12 protein-coding genes are annotated in these 22,289 nt (G+C 41.6%); all 12 read right to left on the bottom strand.

What is annotated here, in order from left to right; all coding sequences use genetic code 11:
* Positions 1–231: 231 nt before the first annotated feature.
* The 12 genes from PYS60_RS00575 to PYS60_RS00520 all read right to left on the bottom strand — a co-directional run bounded on the left by PYS60_RS00575 (position 232) and on the right by PYS60_RS00520 (position 22,225).
* Positions 232–606 carry a TnpV protein gene (locus PYS60_RS00575; protein ID WP_001140406.1) on the bottom strand — a complete coding sequence of 125 codons (375 nt, stop codon included), beginning with the start codon at positions 604–606 and terminating at the stop codon, positions 232–234.
* Complete coding sequence (locus PYS60_RS00570) at positions 587–7,888, bottom strand: Eco57I restriction-modification methylase domain-containing protein (protein WP_449224105.1); 7,302 nt, start codon at positions 7,886–7,888, stop codon at positions 587–589. The genes PYS60_RS00575 and PYS60_RS00570 overlap by 20 nt, the downstream gene beginning before the upstream one ends.
* Before the next feature lie 81 nt (positions 7,889–7,969).
* Positions 7,970–9,037: a PDDEXK nuclease domain-containing protein gene (locus PYS60_RS00565; protein WP_390866530.1), complete on the bottom strand. Its 1,068-nt coding sequence runs from the start codon at positions 9,035–9,037 to the stop codon at positions 7,970–7,972.
* 123 nt (positions 9,038–9,160) lie between these two features.
* The gene (locus PYS60_RS00560; RefSeq protein WP_315569901.1) at positions 9,161–10,858 is read right to left on the bottom strand and encodes a class I SAM-dependent RNA methyltransferase; all 1,698 of its coding nucleotides are present in this window, start codon (positions 10,856–10,858) and stop codon (positions 9,161–9,163) included.
* 209 nt (positions 10,859–11,067) lie between these two features.
* Positions 11,068–12,789, bottom strand: coding sequence for a glutamine--tRNA ligase/YqeY domain fusion protein (locus PYS60_RS00555; protein ID WP_315569900.1), 1,722 nt, complete (start codon positions 12,787–12,789; stop codon positions 11,068–11,070).
* A gap of 37 nt (positions 12,790–12,826) precedes the next feature.
* A complete protein-coding gene (gene gltX / locus PYS60_RS00550) occupies positions 12,827–14,299 on the bottom strand; it encodes a glutamate--tRNA ligase (RefSeq protein ID WP_315569898.1) in 1,473 nt (490 codons plus the stop codon).
* 194 nt (positions 14,300–14,493) lie between these two features.
* Positions 14,494–15,924 (bottom strand): hypothetical protein, encoded by a 1,431-nt coding sequence (locus PYS60_RS00545; RefSeq protein ID WP_315569896.1) that lies wholly within the window; start codon positions 15,922–15,924, stop codon positions 14,494–14,496.
* A 235-nt stretch (positions 15,925–16,159) separates the two neighbouring features.
* Entirely contained in the window at positions 16,160–17,734 is a 1,575-nt protein-coding gene (locus tag PYS60_RS00540) for a hypothetical protein (protein ID WP_315569894.1), read from the bottom strand.
* Between the two features lie 75 nt (positions 17,735–17,809).
* Positions 17,810–18,511, bottom strand: a complete 702-nt coding sequence (locus PYS60_RS00535; RefSeq protein ID WP_315569892.1) for an MgtC/SapB family protein — start codon at positions 18,509–18,511, stop codon at positions 17,810–17,812.
* Between the two features lie 52 nt (positions 18,512–18,563).
* The gene (locus PYS60_RS00530) at positions 18,564–19,292 is read right to left on the bottom strand and encodes a phosphatase (protein WP_315569890.1); all 729 of its coding nucleotides are present in this window, start codon (positions 19,290–19,292) and stop codon (positions 18,564–18,566) included.
* Between the two features lie 16 nt (positions 19,293–19,308).
* Positions 19,309–20,424, bottom strand: coding sequence for an ABC transporter ATP-binding protein (locus PYS60_RS00525; protein WP_315569888.1), 1,116 nt, complete (start codon positions 20,422–20,424; stop codon positions 19,309–19,311).
* A gap of 1 nt (position 20,425) precedes the next feature.
* Positions 20,426–22,225 carry an ABC transporter permease gene (locus tag PYS60_RS00520; protein ID WP_315569886.1) on the bottom strand — a complete coding sequence of 600 codons (1,800 nt, stop codon included), beginning with the start codon at positions 22,223–22,225 and terminating at the stop codon, positions 20,426–20,428.
* Between the last annotated feature and the right edge of the window lie 64 nt (positions 22,226–22,289).

Genomic DNA, 22,289 nt, shown 5'->3' with positions numbered 1-22,289 from the left:
GCATTCTTAAACTGGGTACAAAAAACTAAGCCCCATATTAAAAGTGAAACGGGACTGCTACTTTTTGTTCCCACTATCAAATTGACAGTTTATTTAAGAATACCTTGCCGCATATTTATTAACTCCTTGTATAATACTGAATCTAATTATATTCCTTAACCCTTTATTTGTCAAGCTGACAAACTAAAGCAGAAAAAGCGGCAGGATTTCCCCCTGCCACTAATCATCTGTTTATGCAAAAATAATTTCCTTTTCCACAATCTCCCTCGCACAAGCCCTTATGTTATTGAGGCATCCTGTCCATTCTAAGGCGTTTTCTGCCTTTAGCTGTTCCGTTATGCCCTGTGCCTGTTTCATACCCTCTATGAGCCTTTCAAAGCGTTCCTGTGCCTGTCTGTCAATGTCGGCAAGGTAAGCGTTAAGTCTGCCGCTTGTAAGAAGATTGGTGTATGTAACTTTGCAGTGATGCTTCAGATAATCCAAATGCCGCTGTCCCCAGATGCCTATCGGCTGTTCTTCTTCGGCGGGTACAGTTAAGCACGGTATTAAATAATCGCCTTGCCTTTCGTATTTGCCGCCCATTTCCTCAAAAATTGTCTTTGCCATTGTCTGTTACCTCCACATTCTTTTTTATTTTGAATGTCCGCAAAATCCGTCCTACATCGGCAGGACGCCATGGGACGTCTAAATCATGAAGTGCAATCAGCTTGTTTTGCACATTCGTTCCGGCTCCCATTTTCTGTGTAGAACCCATTAAAATACGAATCTCACCTTTCCTTACCTTTGCAAAGAGTTCATCCTTTTGCTTATCGGAATTAGCCTCGTGGATAAAGGCAATTTCTTCTTTCGGTATTCCCATAGCTACAAGTTTTTCTCTAATATCATCATAGATGTTAAATTCTCCATCGCCTTTCGGTGTGGACATATCAGAAAATAGTAGCTGTGTTGACTTATTTTCTTTTGTCTTATCCCAAATGGCAAAAACATTTTTCACGCACACATTGACCTTGCTGTCAGGATTATCCGGAAGCAGTGGATTGATTAAACGCTGATCTAAGGCGAGTTTCTTGCCGTCATTGGTAATTTTAAGCATATTATCTTCGTCAGGCTCTACTATCCTGTTTCTTACATCATCAGCTCTTTCAGAAAGGCTCTTTAGGATTTCCTTTTGCTCCTCACTTGGCAAAGTTTTAATAACTTCATAGTGTGCTTCAGGTGTTGGAAGATTTAGCATATCTGCTGTTTGGATGTCCGCAACTTCCTTAAACATACTCATTAGTTCAGGAAGGTTATAGAACTTGGAAAATCTTGTCTTTACTCTATACCCTGTTCCCTCCGGAGATAATTCAAAAGCTGACTGCGTTTCACCAAAGGTAGAAGCCCAGCTATCAAAATGCTCCAAATTATTCTTTTTAAGGCTTTCATACTGAAGATAACGCTGCATAGTATAAAGCTCTGTCATCGAGTTACTGACAGGCGTTCCTGTGGCAAAGACAATACCTTTTCCACCTGTCATTTCATCCATGTATCTGCACTTCATAAACATATCGGAGGACTTAAAGGCTTCAGACTGTCCAATACCTGCTACATTTCTCATTTTGGTGTAAAGATAGAGATTTTTGTAATTATGTGCCTCGTCAATAAAGAGCTTATCTACACCTAATTCCTCAAAGGTTATGACATCATCTTTTTTAAAATCATCGTTTAACTTTTCAAGCCTTGTTTCCAGCTTCTTTTTTGTTTTTTCAAGCTGCTTTACCGTAAAGTTCTGATTTCTGTCATGCTTATATTCCTCCACATAGTTTATAATTTCATCAATCTGATCTTGGATATGCTTCTCCTGATATTCCTTACTCATCGGGATCTTTTCAAACTGCGTATGCCCGATTACAACGGCATCATACTCTCCTGTGGCAATTCTTCCGATAAATCTTTTTCTGTTTTTCGGCTCAAAGTCTTTCTTATCTGCAACCATAATGTTAGCTGACGGATATAGCTGCATAAACTCACGACCGATTTGACCTGTTAAGTGATTGGGGACAACAAACAAGGACTTACTGCACATTCCAAGCCTTTTACTTTCCATCGCAGACGCCACCATTTCAAAGGTCTTACCACTACCTACCACATGGGCAAGCAAGGTATTTCCTCCATAAAGGCTTCTTGCTATGGCATTTCTTTGATGAGGTCTTAAATCAATTTCTGTGGTCATTCCCTCAAAAGAAAGGTTGCTGCCGTCATATTCTCTGTTGCGGATAGAGTTAAAACGCTCGTTATATAACTTTACAAGCCTGTTTCTACGTTCTTGGTCGCTAAATATCCAGTTCTTAAATTCTTCTTTTATAAGCTCCTGTTTCTGCCCTGCAAGAAGCGTTTCCTTTTTATTTAATACAGAAGTTTTCGAGCCGTCCGGATTTACAATCTGGTCAAATACCTTTGTTTCTTTTAAATTTAGAGCATCTTCAATCAGCTTATAGGCATTTACCCTTGAGGTTCCGTAGGTCATCTCTGCAAGGTCATTTCCTCTGTCCCTGCTCTTTCCTTCTACATTCCATTCACTTGTGAGGTTTGAAAACTTAACCTTAATATCCCATTTGGCATATCCCGGAGTTTTCAGCGTTTCAAAGATGAATTTTTCAATATCCTTATTCGGTATCCAAGTAGCTCCGAGTCTTACGTTGATTTCACTTGCTTCAAGCTCTTTTGGAAGAACTTTTGTAAGCTCTGCCTTTTGGTATTCCAAACGGTTCATCTCATAGCTTATCAGCTCTTTTTCTTTTCCATCTTCCGCATAGCCAAGATGAGGTAACTCTCTTTCCGTTTGTCTTAACTTTGCAAGGTAACTGTCTACTATGGCAATCTTATCTCTGATATTTCCGCTTAGGTACTCATCCTTTGTTACATAGCCATATTTGTATGAATTACTGCCGTTTGCACAAGCAAAAGGTAGATCTCCATCTTCAAGGTTAAAAGATAATGGTCTATAAAAGTTTTGTTCTTCTCTGATGTTTAGATAGATTTCTCCTCTAAGTTCTTCTATCATAGTCGGTCTGTCTTTATCTGTAAGGCTTCCCATATACTCAAAATCCACATATCCTTTTTCAGATACCGATAAAACAAGAGCTCCAAGGGAAGTGTCTACATGGTCGATAACCTTCGCCTTTGTGATTGTTCGCTTGGAAAAAATATCTCCCTTTGCTTTGAAGTTTTCTTCTTCATCAAGGATTTCTATGGAGGAAACAAGCGAGAAGTTGCTATCCTCTTTCAAGGCTCTGGTATTACTTAGGTTATTTACAAAGCCATGTTTCTTTGAAAAGTTATCATATACTTCATTTAGTTTTTCCTGTGAAGCCTTGATTTCTTCTTCGTTAAAATCTTCTTTCTGCTTGTAAATCACATCTTTTAAGGCAGCATTCAGCTCAAGGTAATCCTTGATTTTTTCTTTATTCTTGTCTGATACTTCCTTTTTGATAAAAAGTGAGTTTTCTCTGTAATAGACTTCATCGTCAATCAAGGTATAAGAGAAGTTCTTTACATCATCGGTTGCAGGGATAGAAGTTATTTCATCATCAAGTAGCTCTATTTCTTCATAATTAGCATTTTTAGCGATTTCTTCGCTTGCTTTTGTCAGTAGCTCCTTTAAGTCTGTGTTTTCTTTTGGCAGGCAAGCTATTGTATTCCCAAATCTTCCGGATATTTCTTCCATAGAACCAAGCACCTGTTCAGGATGATCAACAAAGTATTTGTTATATAAAAGCCCGTTTTCATCTTCAGCAAGGTGAATCCAATCCTCATCCCTTTCTCTGATACTGTCCCTTTTCTTTAGGAAGATAATATCTGAGGTTACTTCTGTTCCTGCTACGCCCTTAAAGGTATCGTTCGGAAGTCTTATCGCTCCTAAAAACTCTGCTCTTGCTGCAAGGTAGCGTCTTACACTTTCGTCCTTTTTATCCATCGTTCCGCTTGATGTAATAAAGGCAATAATACCTCCGTTTCTTACTTTATCAATGGACTTGGCAAAGAAATAATCATGGATAAGGAAGTTATTTTTGTTATACTCCCTGTCATTTACCTTATATTCTCCAAAGGGTACATTGCCGATAATCGCATCAAAGAAGTTATTTGAAAAGGAAGTTTCTTCAAGCCCCTTAATCTGTATATCACTTTCAGGGTATAAGAGTTTTCCAATTCGACCGCTTACTGAGTCAAGCTCTACACCATAAAACTTAGACTTGTTCATTTCATCAGGGATATTGCCTATAAAGTTCCCTATTCCCATACTTGGCTCTAAAATGTTTCCCTGTTTAAATCCCATATCCAAAAGTGTCTTATACACTCCGTCAATCACTGTTTTCGGTGTGTAAAAGCTCGTTAAAGTAGATTCTCTTGCAGCTTCATATTCTGCCTGCGATAAGTTCTCTTTTAGAAAGCTCCTTACTTCTTTCCACTGTCCGCCTTTTTCTTCATCGAATACATCAGCAAGTCCTCCCCAGCCAACATACCTTGCTAAAACTTTCTGAGCGGTAATATCTAAATCTCTCTCACCTCTTTCAATTCGATTTAACATCGAGATTGCTTCAAGGTTATTGTTTAATCTCTCACTTGGAGATAACTTGTCAGGTAGCGTTTCTTCTTTAATTTTGAAGTTATGAGCTTCTGCTTTCTTTATTTCTACTTCTTCAGTAGTCTGCTCTGGATGTTTATATGTTTGATTTTGAAATACCCTCTCAAGGTCGCCTTCCAGACGATAAGGAATCACATCGGAGCCTGTTATCATACCGCCAAGATATTCTGTATTGTCCTTAACCGTTACCGTCTTTAGGTTATTTCCCATATCATCAAAGCGTGTGATGGTATAGTCTTTATCCTTGTATTTGACTTCATCTCCGACAATAAAGTTCGGTCTTTCAAGGCTTATCTGCTTCATAAGATCCTCATTATCTGTAAAGGCTACAATCGGAATTTGATGATTGCCTTGCCTTACAGGATCAAGCCACAAGTCATTTTTTCCTGTGATTTCATTTTTAGAAATTTCTCTGACTTTGTATTCTTCATGATGAAAGTAGACGGTATCACCTGCTTTAACTGCAAAATCCTCTAAAGGGATTTCCTCTTTTTTATTCAGTTCTACTTCTTCTCTTTCTTTGAGGTAATCAAATAAGGTAGCTTGAACTGTGTCAGCCCTTCTAACTTCTTCTGTTTCTTCAGGTGCTTCAAGTTCTTCTTCTACAAAGCTAAGTTCTCCATTAAAGACAGACTGAAGCTCCTGCTCATCCATCTGCTTTTTAAGTTCTGTATCTTTCAGCTCTCTAAAGGTCTTTGGAAAATCTTCTAAAATAAGCCTTTGGGCATTTAATTCCTTTAGTTCTTCAAGATTAAAATATCCCCATTCAGGTTCAATCCCAAGTACCAGTCCAAAGGCATCGCCACTTTCCCTGTCATATTCCGTCATATACCAAGTCCAATTAGAACGGAAAGGAATGATATATGCAGCATGAACCTCTTTATCCGCTAATGCTACATCCTCCTGTGCGTAAAGCTCCGGCACTCTTTCAAGCATTTCATCGGTCATTAAGTTTTCAGGAGCATCTTTGGAATAATATTGTGGTTCTTCAATCTTTGACTTGTTTTCTGTTTCCTTTTCTTCAAGATAAAGATTTTTAGAAAACAGCTCGTCGATATGCTTTGCAACACTTGTCCAAGTAAGAAACACATCATTACAATCATTTTTCTGTAATTTAAGTCCCTTAGCATCGTGCCATTCATCACTTCCCATTGCTCCGGAAACAGCATGGGAATGTCCTCCAATTCCATATTCGTCTTTTAAGAAATTCGCTTTTTCCTGAAGCGTATGATTTTCTTTAAAAAACTTGGTGATTCGTTCTTTTCCTCTATCAACGCCACTTCCTCTTGAAAGACTTTCAAGGACTTCATCTTCTGTAATAAAGGACTTTACCTTCGGAAGTTCTGTCAAATTGGTGCTATATTCCTTTCGTGGCAGCTCAAGTTCCTGTAATTTCTGATAAAGGCTATCTACCTTGTGATAGTGAAACCTTAGTACATTCCTATTTTCTTTATATCCTGCTATAAATCTGTCATATTCTCTGATTGTTTCTTTCAGATACTCAGGATTTTTTAATGCTTCAGATAATCTTTTTGTTTCTTCCGAAAAGCCCCCACCTCTTTCAAAAAGTTCAAAATATCCTTGCTCTTTTCCTTCTTCACTTAAATCATGAGATAGATACCATAGAGATTCTGAAATCCGATCTCTTTCATAATCAAGAGCTTCAAAAAGCTCTACATTTGTAGCAAATTCCCCACTATTAAGAAGTTCATTTATCCTCTTTGCAGCATCATTCCAGTTTAAGACCTGCGTATCATCTTCTCTTGCAGAAGTTCCATAGGCTAAATGAATGCCTTTATCCGAATACCAGGAAGATACTTCTCTTTCATCAATGTAAAACCCGTTTCCGCCTTTAAAGGTATCTTTGAGGTATTCTCCCAATTCTTCTACTGTTTTTTCTTTGGAAAACTCAGCAATAACAGGAAGTCTGCCGCCATCGTGATTTCCTCCGTTAATAAGGACGGTATCTATATCATTCTCAGTTAGCGGAATCGTAAGGCGTGTCTGTCCATAGGAGTTTTCTGGTAAAGAAAAAGAAGCCTTTTCAGCTTCTCTTATCTCTACATCAATATTTTCTCTTAACCTTCTACTATTTCCTTGATCGTCATCTCTTTCAAAGCTGAAATCATTGCTTTGTACTGTGGATTGCTCTCTCCCTCTATCTTCCAAGCTGCCATCAGCTTCGGCTTCTCTCTTCTCATAAACTCTATCGCCTGTTTCTGAATGTCCATCAGGTGTCCTGTCAACTTCTTCTCCTTGTATAGATCTACTAACATCTCGAAGTTGCTCTGCTCCTCGCTCTGTGAAAGAAACTCCAGCCTCATCACTGCGTAGGTCGGATTTGGATACTTCCTTATGAAGTCCGTCTCTTCCTCCAAGCTGTTTAGCGTATTCTCCCTGATTTTCTCTATTATCTCGTCTGTACTCTCCATTTCGGAGAACTCGCCCGTTTTCATTTCTTCCCTGATCATCTCGTCGAAGTACATATTCTTCTACCTCCTCCAATTCTTCTTTAATCTTATTATATCCCGCTTCTTTTCCTCTTAAAACTTCTTTTTGCAGCTCAAGTTCTTTGCTTTTTTGAATGGTCGCATCAATAATCTTTCCGCTAATATCCGATACGCTTTCACCAAGACTCATTAGAGATATGCTGTCAAGTCTTTGAAAATTCTCTCTTAAAAGCTCATAATCTATCGAATAATCTAACTTAAATCTTGATGCTACCGCATAGCTTACCGAGTCCCTTACAAACTTTGTAAAGGATATTCTATCCTCATCCGCTATTCTAAGTTCATTCATTAAGGTATCTATTTTTTCATCACCGTAGAGTCTGCTTAAAGAAAAGATGTTTTCAAGTGTGCTTTTACTTTCCTCATAGCCCTCGCTTTTTATCATTTCCTTTAACACATCTTGATGATTTTCTTTGTCAAACTTCCAAAGATTTACTTCGTTGACATCTCTGTTTCTTGAAACTGTCTGACCTATATCAAAAATATAGTCCACTTTCTTGAATGTGCCATAGTCCTCTAAAATGGGGATACCTTTCTGTCCTCGCATTACTGTTCTATTAAAACGTTCCCTCCAGTAGTCAAACTTGGCACAAGCTATTGCTTCAGGATTTTTATCATAGATACTTAATTGACTTCTAAAGTCATATCTTTGATTGTTTCCGACAACCTTTAAGAGCTTCAGATACTCTGCTTCACTATGAAGCACATCTTGTTTTATAAGCTCCAAAATGTTATGAAAATCATTTATTCGCATTTTTACCTCCTTCGTTTTTCCAAACAAAAAAGGCGGTTAGATTTTACTCTAATCACCTTTTACGCATTATATTATTAAATTTTATTCGTTTGTTTCTTCCGCAATATCTACATATTCTTTTAATTTTCGTTGCAACAAATTCTTATCTATCAGTTTTAATGTATACTCCGATACCATTGTAGGCGAAAGACTTCTACTTAATGCAAATTCTACTACCTCATCATCTTTTGAAGCACAAAGGATTACTCCTACGCTTGGATTTTCAGTTTGTTTCTTTACTTCTCTATCCAGTGCTTCTAAATACAGGTTCATTTTTCCGATATATTCCGGCTTAAACTCTCCAATTTTTAATTCAAATGCAACTAAACAAGATAGTCCCCTATGATAGAACAACAAATCTACATAGTAATCATGATTGCCAACCTGTACCCTATACTCATTACCTATAAAGGAAAAATCTTTCCCAATCTCTAAAATAAAGTTCTTCAGATTCTGGAGAATTGACTTCTGAAATTCTCTTTCATTTCCAATCTTGGGAGCATCAAGAAATTCTAAAACATAACTGTCCATAAACAAATTATGCGTCTCTTGTTTTGCCCTTTGTATAGCAGGCAAATCGTTACTATTTGAAAGCATATAACGTTCATAATAGCCACTGTCCATCTGCCTTACCAACTCTCGGTGAGTTAGATTCTCCTTAATTGCTAAGTTAATGTAGAATTCTCTTTCTTCTTTACTTTTAGATCCTGACATTATTTTCAAATGATTAGACCAGCTCAATTGTGTCAACAACGTTGACACTTTTTCATCATCCTTATATAGCTCATAGAATTGCCTCATTCTATAAAGCCCCCTACGGGTAAATCCTTTTAAATCAGGATAATTTTCAGAGAAAAAATCGGCAACATTTTCCACAAAATTTGACCCATAACCTGCTTCTTTACTTTTCTCACTTATATACTTTCCCACTTCCTGATACATCAAAATCAATTCTTCATTGACTTTTCTATAAGCACGATCCTTTGCACTTTCGACAATCTTAACAATATCATCAAACTGATGATTATCTTTTCCAATATCTGTATTCTGCAATACAATCTTAGCCTTATCCATTTTTTCACCTCCCTCATATTTACTTTCTTTCACCATACTTATACTACAAAAAGTATAACATCCTGGGGGAGGATTTCCACACTCCGAAATTAGTGGGTATTACTTACAATATGCAACTAGACTGCACGCAAGTAGGTGTCATCAAAACGCTATTTCGATTCAGCGGGATTTGTAAAGGAGCGCCACTGATTCCGTATGTTCCGAAAACGGGAACATATCCACCGGTTGCAAACATTCTATGCGGTACGCCGGTCCCTGCCCCGTTCCCTGCGTCTGCCCCCGGCCCGGTCCCGCCGCCGCCCCCTGCCCCGTTCCCTGGCCTTGCTGCCCTTCAATCTTCGGCGCTGTCAGTTTGGCTAAATCACGGGCGAGACTGCCCGGGTCGCAAGAAATATATAAAACCTTGGGCGCGCCCATTTGCAAAATCGTGCGGATTGTTTGCTCGTCCAAACCTTTACGCGGAGGATCAACAACCACAACATCCGCAAGTAAACCCTGTGCGAACAAACGGGGGAAAAGCTCTCCGGCCGCACCGCAGTGAAACTCAACATTGGACAAGCCGTTCAAACGCGCGTTAGCTGCAGCGTGCACACAAGCCGACTTAACAATTTCGATGCCGATAACTTTTTTGGCCTGTTGGGCAAGAGCCAGCGAAATACTGCCCGTACCGCAATATAAATCGTAAACAACTTCTGACCCTTGCAGCTTGAGACAGCTTAGAGCTTTTTGAAAGAGCACATCGGCACAAGCGGGATTAATTTGAAAAAAGTCACCCGGACCGATGGTGTAAAACAACGGCTTAGATGTAATGTGCAAAGTTTCAGTAATTGTCGCTTGACCGGCAAGTAGCAAAAAATCATCGCTGTATATTTTGTTGCTTTTTTCCGGCTGAAAATTGAGATAAATTCCGGCAATTCCGGCAGCAGCGGTATCCCTTGCTACAGTAGAACTTTCCTTGGCGGCAGCGTAATCCGGGGATGCAGCCCTTTTTCCGGTATTTACTCCACGCTCCGCAGCACTTGATGGTAATAATTTTTGTGCCAGCAACGCAAATGCCTGTGCCATTAACGGCGTGTACGCTGTCTTAGCTGCATTCAAAACAAAAGTTAACAGCACCTTGTGATTGGAACGTTCACTACGCAACATCAGGCGTTTGAACAAGCCTTGCCCACTTTTTTCCTTGTAGACCAAATGTTTGACGCCGGCTCGCTTGAAAGCTTGCCGGATTTCAGCGCAATTCAGAGTTGCCAGAACCGCATGTCGAACGTCGGCGGCTGTGGAAAATTCGGCTGTACAGGCTCTAATCGGGATAATATTATGCGAATTGGGTGCAAAAAAGCCCAGGTCAACAAGTTGGGGCTGATTAGTTCCTTTTTTTTCAGTTGCAGTCGCAGTTGCAGTCGCAGTCGCTTCCGGGGCAGCGCTTGTGAAGTTGTATACCAGTTTTTGGCGATAATGTTGGTTTACAGGTGACGGCAAAGTCGCTTGCAAAACATCGGTCGTATCAAGTTTGGCGATGCTGCGACAGGCTTGCTCGACCTTTTCCGTCTTGAAACGTAAAGTTGCAGCGTAAGTCATATGTTGCAGCTCACAGCTGCCGCAAACACCGTAATGCGAGCAGCGGGGCGTTGTGCGAAATTCTACCGTTTTCTCGGGCTTTAGGAGGGCAGCTTGCGCATAGTTCTTTTTCACCGAAGTAATCGTTGTTTCCCAGATTTCTCCGGGTAAGGCCGCTGAGACAAATATCGGTATGCCGTTGTAGCGAGCAACCCCTTGTCCCGCCTGGTTCCAAGCACTAATTTTCAGCTGTAATTTTTGCCCGACTTGCAGGACTTGTCGTGCATCTTTCGGAATCATTTTGTCGCCTTCCTGTTTTGTAAGGGAAACGGGCGCCGAAATAGTGCCCGTTTCATTTTGCATTTTGCTTTGTCGCAGCGGCTTTTGCCTCAGCTCGCTCACATCGGCTGTCGCAGCGGCGGTCAGCTGCCGTGTAAATTCCGCCGTTTTTATGCAATCCGCCGACTTGCCGGCTACGGACGGCCGCAGCCGGTCGCCGCCTAGCAGCCTTATTTTTTCAGCTTAAAACCGTCTTTCAAGCCCACACTTTTGTTGAAAACCAAATGTTCCGGTCTGCTGTCTTTGTTGTCCAGCACAAAGTAGCCTATCCGCATGAACTGATAGTTTTCACCGACTTTGGCAGAGCCCAGAGCCGCTTCCAGTTTAACGTTGTGCAATACCTGTAAAGAGTCGGGGTTCAGGCAGCTTTGATAATTCTCCGCCTGATCCGGCTGTTGGGCGCTGAACAACTGTTCGTACAATCTGACTTCAGCTTCCCGGCAGGTTTTCTGATCAACCCAATGAATTGTGCCCTTAACTTTGCGACAATCCTTACCGCTTTTCGTCTCCGGGTCATATTCACAGTAAACTTTGGTCACATTGCCGTCCGCATCCTTTTCAAAATCGACTGCTTTGACAATGTAGGCATCTTTCAGTCTTACTTCATTACCGGGATAGAGGCGGAAATACTTTTTGGGCGGGTTTTCCATAAAGTCGTCCGCTTCGATATAAAGGTGCTTGGAGAAGGTTATTTCCCGTTTACCGGCAGTTTCCTCTTCCGGGTTATTCTCAGCTAATAAGATTTCGCTTTGAGCTTCCGGATAATTAACTATTTCCAATTCAATCGGATGCAGAACCGCCATACGTCTGCTTGCCCTTTTGTTCAAATCATCCCGCAAGCAATGCTCCAAATAGGAATACTCAATCATATTCGGTTGTTTGGTAACTCCGATTCCTTCCATGAAAGCTCGTATCGCTTCCCTGGTGTAGCCCCGGCGGCGCAAGCCCCTTAAAGTCGGCATTCGCGGGTCGTCCCAACCGCTGACAATTCCCTGTTCGACCAATTCTCTCAATTTACGCTTGCTCATAACCGTGTTGTACATACCTAAGCGGGCAAATTCTATTTGTCGGGGCTTACAGGCAACGGAAATGTTGTTGACTACCCAATCGTAAAGTGGGCGATGATCTTCAAATTCCAGACTGCACAATGAATGGGTAATGCCTTCCAAAGCATCTTCAATCGGGTGAGCAAAATCGTACATGGGATAAATACACCACTTTTTGCCGGTACGGTGATGCTCTTTGTGTAAAACCCGATAAATTACGGGGTCACGCATGTTCATATTACCGCTGGCCATATCGATTTTGGCCCGCAAAACCATTTTACCGTCTGCTATTTCACCGCTTTTCATCTTGGCGAATAATTCCAGGCTCTCCTGCAGCGGGCGATTGCGATATTTGCTTTCTTTGCCCGGTTCCTGCAAGGTGCCGCGTGCTTCTTTAATTTCTTCCGGCGTCGATTCATCAACGTAAGCTAAACCCTTGTTGATAAGTTCTACGGCAAATTCATACATTTTATCGAAGTAGGAAGATGCGTAAAAGAAGCGATCCGCCCAATCGAATCCCAACCAATGAATATCTTCTTTTATTGCTTCGACATATTCGACATCTTCTTTGACCGGGTTGGTATCATCCATCCGCAGGTTGCAAAGACCGTGATATTTTTCAGCGGTAGAAAAATTAATGTATAAAGCTTTGGCGTGGCCGATATGAAGGTAGCCGTTAGGTTCCGGCGGGAAACGGGTATGGACTTTTTGCCCGTAACAGCGACCGCCTTCCTTTAATTCCTCGTCAATAATTTGATGAATAAAATTGCTTGTTTCTGTATTAACGGCTGCAGCGAGTTTTTCCGCCTCGTTCACTGCGACTGCTTTGTTAGCATCTTCTTTCATAGCTTTAACCTTTCTTCTATATGCTATTGCATTCTCCCTATTTTAATTTTTCCAAGGCAACTTCTATACGCTGCAAAGATTCTTCCCGTCCCAACAATACCAAAGCTTCAACGGCGCCTCCGGGACTGACCTGCATACCGGTTGCCGCCACTCTTATCGGCCACATAACCATCCCGTTTTTCAGTTCACGTTTTTGGGCATAATTGATCATCAGATCATGTAAATCCGTTTCCGTCCAGCTCGGTAAATTCTTAAGTTCGGTCTGTAAATCTGCAAGTACCGCCTTGGCCGATTCCAATGTAGTTTTCATTTTTTTGTGGACAAATAAATCGGTGCTGTATTCCGGCAAACTCGGTAAAAAGGCCAGTTTCTCCCGAACCTCCGTTAATACGGATAAGCGCGGTTGTAAAATTCGGGCCAATAAATCCTGCTGTGTCTGCAATCTCTGCCATAATTCCTGCTTATCGCCGCAAAGTTCCTGCAAAGCAGGCTCTATCAAGCGGAAGAAGTCCGCAGTTGATTTGCGGATTATGTATTGGCTATTGAACCATTGTAATTTCTCAATGTCGAAAACTGCCGGTGCTTTGGCAATATGTTTGATATCGAACTGCTGTTCCAATTCACTTAAAGTGAATAATTCCTCCGTCGAGGCCGGCGACCAGCCCAATAAGGCCAAATAATTGATGACCGCCTCCGGTAAATAACCGGCGTTAATAAGTTCCTCATAGGAAGTTGCCCCGTGCCGCTTGGACAATTTCTTGCCGTCTTTGCCGTTAATCAGCGGTAAATGAATGTATTTCGGCTGTTCATAGCCGAAAGCTTCATACAATAAAACATATTTCGGCGTGGAACTTAAATACTCGCAGCCTCTGACGACATGACTGATACGCATGGCATGGTCATCGACAACATTGGCGAAATTGTAAGTCGGATAGCCGTCACTTTTCACCAGCACCTGGTCTTCCAAAGTGTTATTCTGCACGGTTATATCGCCATAGACTTCATCATGATAAGTTGTTTCACCGCTGTCGGGCATTTTTTGCCGAATAACGAAAGGTGTTCCGGCAGCTAATTTCGCCTCTACTTCCTCCCGACTCAAGTTGCGGCAATGCCGATCGTAGCCGATAAATGAGGCACCAGTTTTTTCCAAATCGCTGTGCAATTGCGCCAGGCGTTCTTCGGTACAGAAGCAATAATAAGCATGTCCGCTTTTTACCAATTTCAAAGCTTCCGGTAAATACATGCCGAAGCGTTCGCTTTGCACGTAAGGTCCGCAATTCCCCGGCTTGTCGGGGCCTTCATCGTAAGTCATGCCGACGCTGGCCAGCGTTTGGTAAATTTTAGCCAAAGCGCCCTCTACCTGACGTTTCTGATCGGTATCTTCAATTCTCAATATAAACGTACCGTGTTGTGCTTTTGCGACTAAATATTCGAATAAAGCAGTGCGCAAATTACCTATATGCATGAAGCCGGTCGGGCTAGGTGCAAATCGAGTTCTTACCTCTTGCATATACTTTCTCCCATGTGCTTAAATTATCACTTAATTATATAAGATATTTCGGCGATATTCTACTTTGTCCGCCATTTCATGCGCCTGTTTCCGCCGAATGATTAAAGACCTGCAAAGAGCTTGCAGGTCTTTTTCCACCCCAAAAAATTCAGTTCCTTAAAAACGTATCGCCGTTAAGTCGATACGGACGACTTTTACTTCTCGGGAATTTCAGCTAAATAGTAATCTGCCTTATTATTAAGATCAATATATTGGAACAACAGTTGCTTATTATCGTTGCGCCAATTCGTGATGTTACCCTTGGTTTTCGTATACTCCAGCTGCGTATCTGCCAAATCGAAAACATTTTTATCCGGATAGTAGGCGTAAAATTGCTGTGTGCCGCTTTCCCCTTTCTTGTCCTGCAACATCATATAAGGTTCCTTGCCGACCGGATGTGTTTTAGGAATAGAAGATACGTTCATTGAGCTTGTGTTCTGTAACAGGTAGTTATCTCCGGATTTCCTTAAAACGGCGACAACCGGCTGCTTCGCCTTAAGATCCGACCGCTTAGTTTCAAATTGCACAAACATGACATCATCTGCAAATAACAGATCAACCGCCAACCGATTGGGCGAATCGTACTTAGCCAAAGCCGGCAGAGCGATTTCATTTAACTGTTTACCGTTTTTATCAAGTGTCCGTAAATACGATTGCAATTTTCCGGCATTAAGTTTATGCATAAGCAGGTAAATTTTATCTTTGTAACAATCAAAAGCAAAGACATCCTGTGATTTTTCGCTCATTGTTTCGCCTTGATAAATTTCTGTTGTTTTTTTAGTCTTATGATTATAAATTATGGCAAGTTGCTTGCTTTCCGGCTTGATACCGTTTTTATCCTGTTGGCGTTCAGCCAATAAGATCAAAAATTCATCCTGCGATAATCTCTTAATCTTGCTGAAGGCATTGAAAGTTTGATACTCGGCAATTGTTTCCTCCGTCTTTTTGTCCAAATCGAATAAAACAATCTTAGTATGAATTATTGCTCCCGAGCTGCCGGCAACATAGACCATAATGATTTGATTATCCTCAACCGGACAGGTAGCTGAAACCGTGCTCATCGCGCACCAGTCTGCAATACTCATTTCTTTTTTTGTTTTGTTTTGGCAATCATAAACGCCTAAATAGTGCTTTTGCGTATCGCTCATCAAGCCGAGGAATCTGTACCTCACTTCCTGCTCCGCATCTGTAAATTTTTTCTTATCATTACGCCACTCCTGCCTGATTACCCGCTGCATGTCGTCGGAAACTTTGCGGCACATGTAATATATTTTGTCGTTTTCATAATGCAAAACATTCGGTAAAGCCCCATCGTTGACGGCACGCACACCCAGATAAACGTAACGTAAAGCTTCAGCATTCAATTTTTGCAAAGGTGCCACAACTTTGTCGCGCAATTTTACGGCCGTATTTATTTCTGTCTCGGGGACTTGATTTTTTTCGGCGGCACCTGCAGTAGCAGCGGCAACTTGAGCATTCGAAGGTTCAGTCCGGTCTGCAGTCGCTACTGTTTCCATCACTTTTTGTTTTTGGCAGGCTACTAAAGTTAATGCTGCAAATAAGCAAGATAATAATATTTTTTTCATAACATTCCTCCGAAAAAATATTTAGAGCGACCCTTCTTGATATTATTATACATTTTTCGTTTACTGTTCAAGCAAGAAGTCCTGATAAATTATAATAAATATTATTTTACCACATCTTTTCCGGGTGTTCAGCGGAAAAAACAGGCAAAAAGCGGAGAAAAAGCTATAAATAAAAGCCCGTCCCCGCAGTTCGCAGGAACAGGCTTCTCAAACAAGTGACTCTAACAATAAACCGTTAATTCTGCCGTTTATGTCGAAGCAGACAGGCAGCTGCTACGGTCAAAAGCACGCCCCAACCGGTAGCGGTGCTGACAAGTTCACCGGTTTTGGCCACACGCGGCTTAGTTGTAACGATTTTTCCCTCATCTTTTGTAACGGTAGGTACCGGAACAGAAGTTTCAGCTGTCGGCGGCGTACTCTCAGGCGCCGTCTTCACATAGCTGACAGTCAAAAGAATCTGCTCGTTATTGTCCTTAACTGTAGAATCCTTACTGTCTTTATCCTGAACACCGTTCCAATTGAAATTGAATTTGACTTTTGTCTCTCCCAGCTTCGCACAACCTGAGAATTTACCGCTTATTTTACCAACAATTTGATAAGGCGTGTTCGGTTTGGAAGAAGCATCAAAATGCACTCCGGCAATACTAACTTTAAGGAATTCATCTGCTCCCAGTACATGCTTTTTTAAATCGGCAAACGTCTTAATATTACCTGTGTCTGTCGTGCTCATTTCAACTTTTAACGTTTTATCCTGATTCGAATAGCTGCTGCCCGTTATGGCAAATTGTCCGTTGTCACCTGATAATACGGGTTTTTGTTCTTTATTGAAACTTAATCCCTGCGGCAAAGTTAATTGGGCAACAAACAAAGTTTCCAAATTTTCTACTGCAATTTTATCTGCCGCTGATTTCGGCGAATCAGCCGTTGCCGCCCGCTCGGTGACAGGCTGCTGCCCATTAAAAATATCTTCGATTTTTTGCAAAAGCTCCTGAATTTTTCTTACTTGCAATTTGCCGGTAAGCGTTAAAGGCTTATTAAATTCTGTTTGATAAATCGCCTTATTTTGCGTATCTCCGTTGACCTCCAAATCGGCATTCAAATTAATCACCGCATCGGGCATCGTTTTTACGTCCTGCGATTCCGACTTTCCGCCCAGCAAAGGTGTATAAGCTTTGTCGGTTAAAAAGCTTCGTTTAGTCAACCAGCACAGTCTACCTGATGCGCAAAAGCTGAAATCACCCTTACCCTCGATTTTGGCCTGCTCTTGGCGAAATTTTTCATACTGCTCAGCCGTAAGCGTGTAAGGAACACCAAGTTTTACGAGACTGTTGTTCTGCTTATCCGCCAGATAAGATTGGTAAACCTGCCCCCAGTTGACATCTTGAAGTTTTAACCTGAATTTATAGCCGGTAGCGGTTTTACTGTAACTGATTTCATTATTTGAGAACATTGCCGAGTTACTGCTATGTGTCGGCTGAGCCAAATTCACTCCTTGCGGAAACTTTACTTCATAATAAATAGAAGCCGAAGTATCGCGAGTAACAGGATCCCACGGGAAATTGTCTCCATGTTCCCGCATCATTTCTTCATACGGCTGCATAAGTTGACACATCGGAATTTCAGCTTGCCACTCACCCTTATATGAACCGTCCGTTTGTTTTTGCAAATCGGTACTTTTAACATACTGTGCTACCTTCAGCGTATCCTGTCCTTCGGCTTTCACAGAAATTGTCGGCCAAACTGCTGTCCAAATCAACAAAGCTGTCACAGCAGCCGATATTATTTTACGTTTTGCATTGTATTTAATCATATTCATTTTTTGCGACACTGCACTTTCTTTAATTTATCCTACAGTCGGCTTCATGCAACTGTTCAGTTAACTATATTATACACCTTCAAAATAACGAATTTCCGGACAATTATTCAGCAAATTCAACAGATTCTGCCGCTCTTTCCGACTGGGAAGTTCTACCGACATGCTGAGTAAAACGCCGTTCTGCTTCACATGGCTGGGTGTAATATCAAGATGATGGAAACGCATATGCTGTAAACGCATCTTAGCCAGAAGCAAATGCACGCCGTCACTTGACTCCAACTCCAAATATAAGGAAAAATGGCGGGACAGACGTTGCAGCCGATTCTCCAACCACCCCAAACCGGTAAAAACGAAAATACAAAAACACAGACTCAAGAACGCCAGCCAAACATAACCTATTCCGGCAGCCAAACCGGCACAGGCACAAGTCCACAAACCGGCAGCCGTGGTCAAGCCGCGCACAACATTTTTACCGGTGACGATAATTGTACCGACACCTAAAAAGCCTACTCCACTCACTACCTGCGCGCCCATTCTGTTCATGTCGGCCCGAGCATCAGGACAATTCAAGAAAATATACTCACTTACAACCATAACAATAGCCGAACCCAAGCAGACTAAAGCATGCGTTTTGATGCCGGCACCGCGATTTTTCAGCTCGCGATCAATACCTATAACGGTACCTAAAACCATAGCTATCAACAAGCGCAAAAATATTGCCAGCGGCGTGAAACTGCTCACGAGTTTATCTATATTCTGAAAAATTTCCATTTAATCATTTCACCTTCTTTGCGGTTAATTTGCTGAACGTAAAATATTGAGCTTATTTAATAATATCAGGGTGATTCAAGACCCGGCGCAGTTTTACCAACGAATTATTGAGCACCAGCTCCTGCGGGAAATTCTCGCTTGCCAATAATTCCTGCACCTGTTCGAAACGACCGATATATGACTTATGATGTGCATCGGAACCGAGAATAACCGGTGTTTGATAGTGCCGACAATATTTCATAATTAAGCGCATTTTCTCCCGCACGGAACCTGAACGTACAGATTCCGGATCCAGCGAAGATTCATTAAGTTCCAGCGCAACGCCGTACTTTCGCGCCATATATGCCAGTTCATCATAATCAGTTTCATAAGCCTGATCATCCGGATGACCGATAATTTTCACATAAGGATTTTGCATAGCGCCGCGATAGGCTCGCATATTCTCGGCACACGTTCCCGGCTGTAGGCACCAACTGTGCAGACTTGCTATTGCATAATCCACCCTTTCCAAGGCCTTACCGTTTAAATCGATATGTCCGTCATAATCCGTAATCACCGCTTCTACCCCGCACAAAACATACATATTTTTATAATGCCGCGGGAAAATGCGGAAGTGGCGAAAATACACCTCCGCCGGTCCTCCCTCGATTGCCGGTCCGTGGTCGGAAAAACCGTAAGCCTGCAGCCCGATATTATATGCCTCGACAATATTTTCTTCAATCGTATTGTAGGCGTGGCCGCTCATAATTGTATGCGTATGTAAATCAAATAAGATTTCCATTTCCGTTACCCTTGTTTCAAATTATTACCAGACGCCCGGAAGCTATAAGTTTGCCGCTTGACTGCTCGAACAACAATATTTTATTTTCCGCAAAGTCTATATTTACCATTTCATCCACTTGAAAATCGACACTGCCGAATACTACAGCCGTAATAATCTGTTCATCCGCTTTCAGCTTAACTGTAGTCTCCATGCCTGTCGGTAAAGTAGCATAAATTCGAGCTGTCAATTTAGGCTCGGAAGTCAACTTGATATGCTCCGGTCTTATACCAAGGATAATATCTGCGGGAATTTTCGGCAATTTAGTGTCGGATAAGAATTTAACCTTGTGCTCGCCCAAGTTTAATTCCGCCGTCTGCTCTTCCTGCCGCATAACTTCGGCATGTAACAAGTTAATAGCCGGGTTGCCCATAAAGTCGGCAACGAAAATATTGCAGGGATGATTATAAATTTCCAAGGGCGGAGCATATTGCTGTAAAACACCCTGTTTCATCAAGCAGACTTTGCTGGATAAAGTCATCGCTTCCAATTGGTCATGTGTAACATAGATAAATGTTGAATTCGTGTCAATATGTAAACGTTTCAATTCCGTCCGCATTTCGCCGCGCAATTTCGCATCCAGATTCGACAGGGGTTCATCCATGAAAAGCACTTTCGGTCTAGGTGCTAAAGTTCTGGCAATTGCTACCCGTTGTTGCTGACCGCCTGACAATTCTGAAGGATAGCGCTCCTTAAATTCGGAAATTTGCAAGATGTCCAATAATTCCGCTACTCTTTTTTCAATATCCGGCTTGGACCAGTGCAAATTTTCCAAACCGAAAGCAATGTTGCGATAAACGGTCATATGCGGCCACAAGGCATAGTTCTGGAAAAGAAAGCCTATATCCCGTTTGTCCGGTGTCACGTTGATTCCGCTCTCTGCATCAAAGACAACCTGTCCGTCAATGGTAATTGTGCCGCTTGTCGGAGTTTCCAAACCGGCAATCATTCTTAACGTTGTTGTTTTGCCGCAACCTGACGGGCCCAACAAAGTGACGAACGCCCGATCTTCTATAACCATATTCAAATTATCCACAGCCACGAAACCGTTGGCGAATTTTTTACTGACATTTTCTAAAATAATCTTAGGCATTTCAATTTCCTCCAATACCTTTATCTATTGATGCGCCTGTCAATTTATTGACGGCAAAGTTAATTACAAGCACAAGAATTATTATTAATAAGTTGATTGCATTACCATATTGACTTGCGCCTTTTTCGCTGTAAGCCATCAATATTGTTGTCAAAGTTTGCGTCTTCGCACTTGTCAGCATGACAAAGAGTGACAGCTCCCGCATGCACGAAACAAAAGGTAATAAGAATCCTGAAATTATCGCCGCCTTTTGTATCGGCATAATAATTTTCACCATACGTTTCGGCCACGATACGCCGTAGACCAACGCCGCCTCTTCAATTTCTTTGGAAAGTTGCAGCATGGAGTTAATACCGGAGCGCGAAGCAAAAGGCAAGTATTTCACAGTTCCTACCAAGGCTAAAAGTAAGAAGGAGTTAGCCAAGAAAGAAAATTGGGTGGAAATTGCCAAGTAAATTGCGCTGAATGCCATTGACGGTATTAAGTAAGGGAAAAAGGACATACCGCTGACAAAGTTCGCCAAACGGGTGTTTTTCTTACGGACAACGGCGTAACCGATAATTAAACCGAAGCTGCCGGCTAAAACAGCACAAACAACTGATAACAGCAAGGAATTTTTTCCCGCCTGCCAGACCAAATTATCCAGCAAAATACCGGAAGAACCGCCTGCCAGACTGGAGACGCTGCCGCTTCTGCCGATCCAATAATTTAAAGTCATGTTGGCGAAGGAATAATCACCGGCTTTAATAATTATCGACTCCAAAGCGAAGGAAATTAAAGGTAATATGCAGGTAAAGACCATCAACACGCACAGCAAAGCCGCAATTATATATCTGCCGGATTTCAAATTAACCAAAGATATCTGCGACGATTTGCCGGTAATCGTTGTATAAGATTGTCTTTTGCCGACAAGTAAATTATTCAAAAGTAAAACGGTTGAACCGCTCATAACCATAATTGTAGCAATAATATAAGCTTGTCCTACAGCTGTTGTCTGTAACATCTTCATCTTGGTCGTCAGCACGAAAAAGCCCACCGGCGAGCCTAAATAAACCGGGACAGCATAAGAACCCATAACACTGGCGAATACTAACAAAAATGTAGATAAAACCGCCGGTTTGACAATCGGCAAAGTTATTGCGGTAAAAATTCGCCGCCTCGGGGTTTTCAAAACGGTGGCCGCTTCTTCCAGATTGGCATCCATATTGCGCAAAATACCACCTATAAAAATATAGGCAAAAGGAGCATAATGCAGGCCGCTGACAATGACCAGTGGAAACAAGCCGTAAACAAACCAGGACGGTGCACTCCAACCGGTCAAGGAATAAATAAATCCCGGAACGCCTATGCCTACATTAGGATTGCGAAACATGTTAATCCAAAATAAAGCCAGCGTCCAAGACGGCAAAATATAAGGAAAAACGAAAGCTGCCGAGATAAAAGACTTAGCTTTAAGATTACTGCGAGTAATCAACCAAGCTACAGTACCGCCGAAGATTAAAGCAAATATTGCCGATAAGACCGCATACAACAAAGAGTTGCCCAACGGACGATAAAAATTAATTAAACTGTACTTATTGGCGGCTGTAAATAAGATTTTTTGCCAGCTGCGCAAACTGAGCATACCCCTTTTCAAATCGACAAAGACGGCCGCATCTGTCGCATTAATTACAAAGGTGTTGTATAACAATTCCATCAAGGGATAAAGTGTCAGTAAAGTTAACGCTACAGCAAAAATAATCAATATAATATTGGCCGGCTGAGCGATAAATGCTTTCAGGCGATGCCTAAATTTTTTCATGTATATCTCCCTGGTATCTTTAAATAGTGCCGAAAAAAGCAAAGTTACGCTTTTCCGCTTACTT

The sequence above is a fragment of the Amygdalobacter indicium genome (genome assembly GCF_029101545.1).
GTDB classification, from domain to species: Bacteria; Bacillota; Clostridia; order Saccharofermentanales; family Fastidiosipilaceae; genus Amygdalobacter; species Amygdalobacter indicium.
The sequence above is the reverse complement of the archived record's forward strand: the minus strand, read 5'-3'. Positions and strand labels throughout refer to the sequence as shown.

What these genes read in the sequence shown, in the direction of transcription:
- PYS60_RS00575 (WP_001140406.1), bottom strand. Translation starts at nt 606, where the DNA reads ATGGCAAAGACAATTTTTGAGGAAATGGGCGGCAAATACGAAAGGCAA.
- PYS60_RS00570 (WP_449224105.1), bottom strand. Translation starts at nt 7,888, where the DNA reads ATGCGAATAAATGATTTTCATAACATTTTGGAGCTTATAAAACAAGAT.
- PYS60_RS00565 (WP_390866530.1), bottom strand. Translation starts at nt 9,037, where the DNA reads ATGGTGAAAGAAAGTAAATATGAGGGAGGTGAAAAAATGGATAAGGCT.
- PYS60_RS00560 (WP_315569901.1), bottom strand. Translation starts at nt 10,858, where the DNA reads ATGATTCCGAAAGATGCACGACAAGTCCTGCAAGTCGGGCAAAAATTA.
- PYS60_RS00555 (WP_315569900.1), bottom strand. Translation starts at nt 12,789, where the DNA reads ATGAAAGAAGATGCTAACAAAGCAGTCGCAGTGAACGAGGCGGAAAAA.
- gltX (WP_315569898.1), bottom strand. Translation starts at nt 14,299, where the DNA reads ATGCAAGAGGTAAGAACTCGATTTGCACCTAGCCCGACCGGCTTCATG.
- PYS60_RS00545 (WP_315569896.1), bottom strand. Translation starts at nt 15,924, where the DNA reads ATGAAAAAAATATTATTATCTTGCTTATTTGCAGCATTAACTTTAGTA.
- PYS60_RS00540 (WP_315569894.1), bottom strand. Translation starts at nt 17,734, where the DNA reads ATGATTAAATACAATGCAAAACGTAAAATAATATCGGCTGCTGTGACA.
- PYS60_RS00535 (WP_315569892.1), bottom strand. Translation starts at nt 18,511, where the DNA reads ATGGAAATTTTTCAGAATATAGATAAACTCGTGAGCAGTTTCACGCCG.
- PYS60_RS00530 (WP_315569890.1), bottom strand. Translation starts at nt 19,292, where the DNA reads ATGGAAATCTTATTTGATTTACATACGCATACAATTATGAGCGGCCAC.
- PYS60_RS00525 (WP_315569888.1), bottom strand. Translation starts at nt 20,424, where the DNA reads ATGCCTAAGATTATTTTAGAAAATGTCAGTAAAAAATTCGCCAACGGT.
- PYS60_RS00520 (WP_315569886.1), bottom strand. Translation starts at nt 22,225, where the DNA reads ATGAAAAAATTTAGGCATCGCCTGAAAGCATTTATCGCTCAGCCGGCC.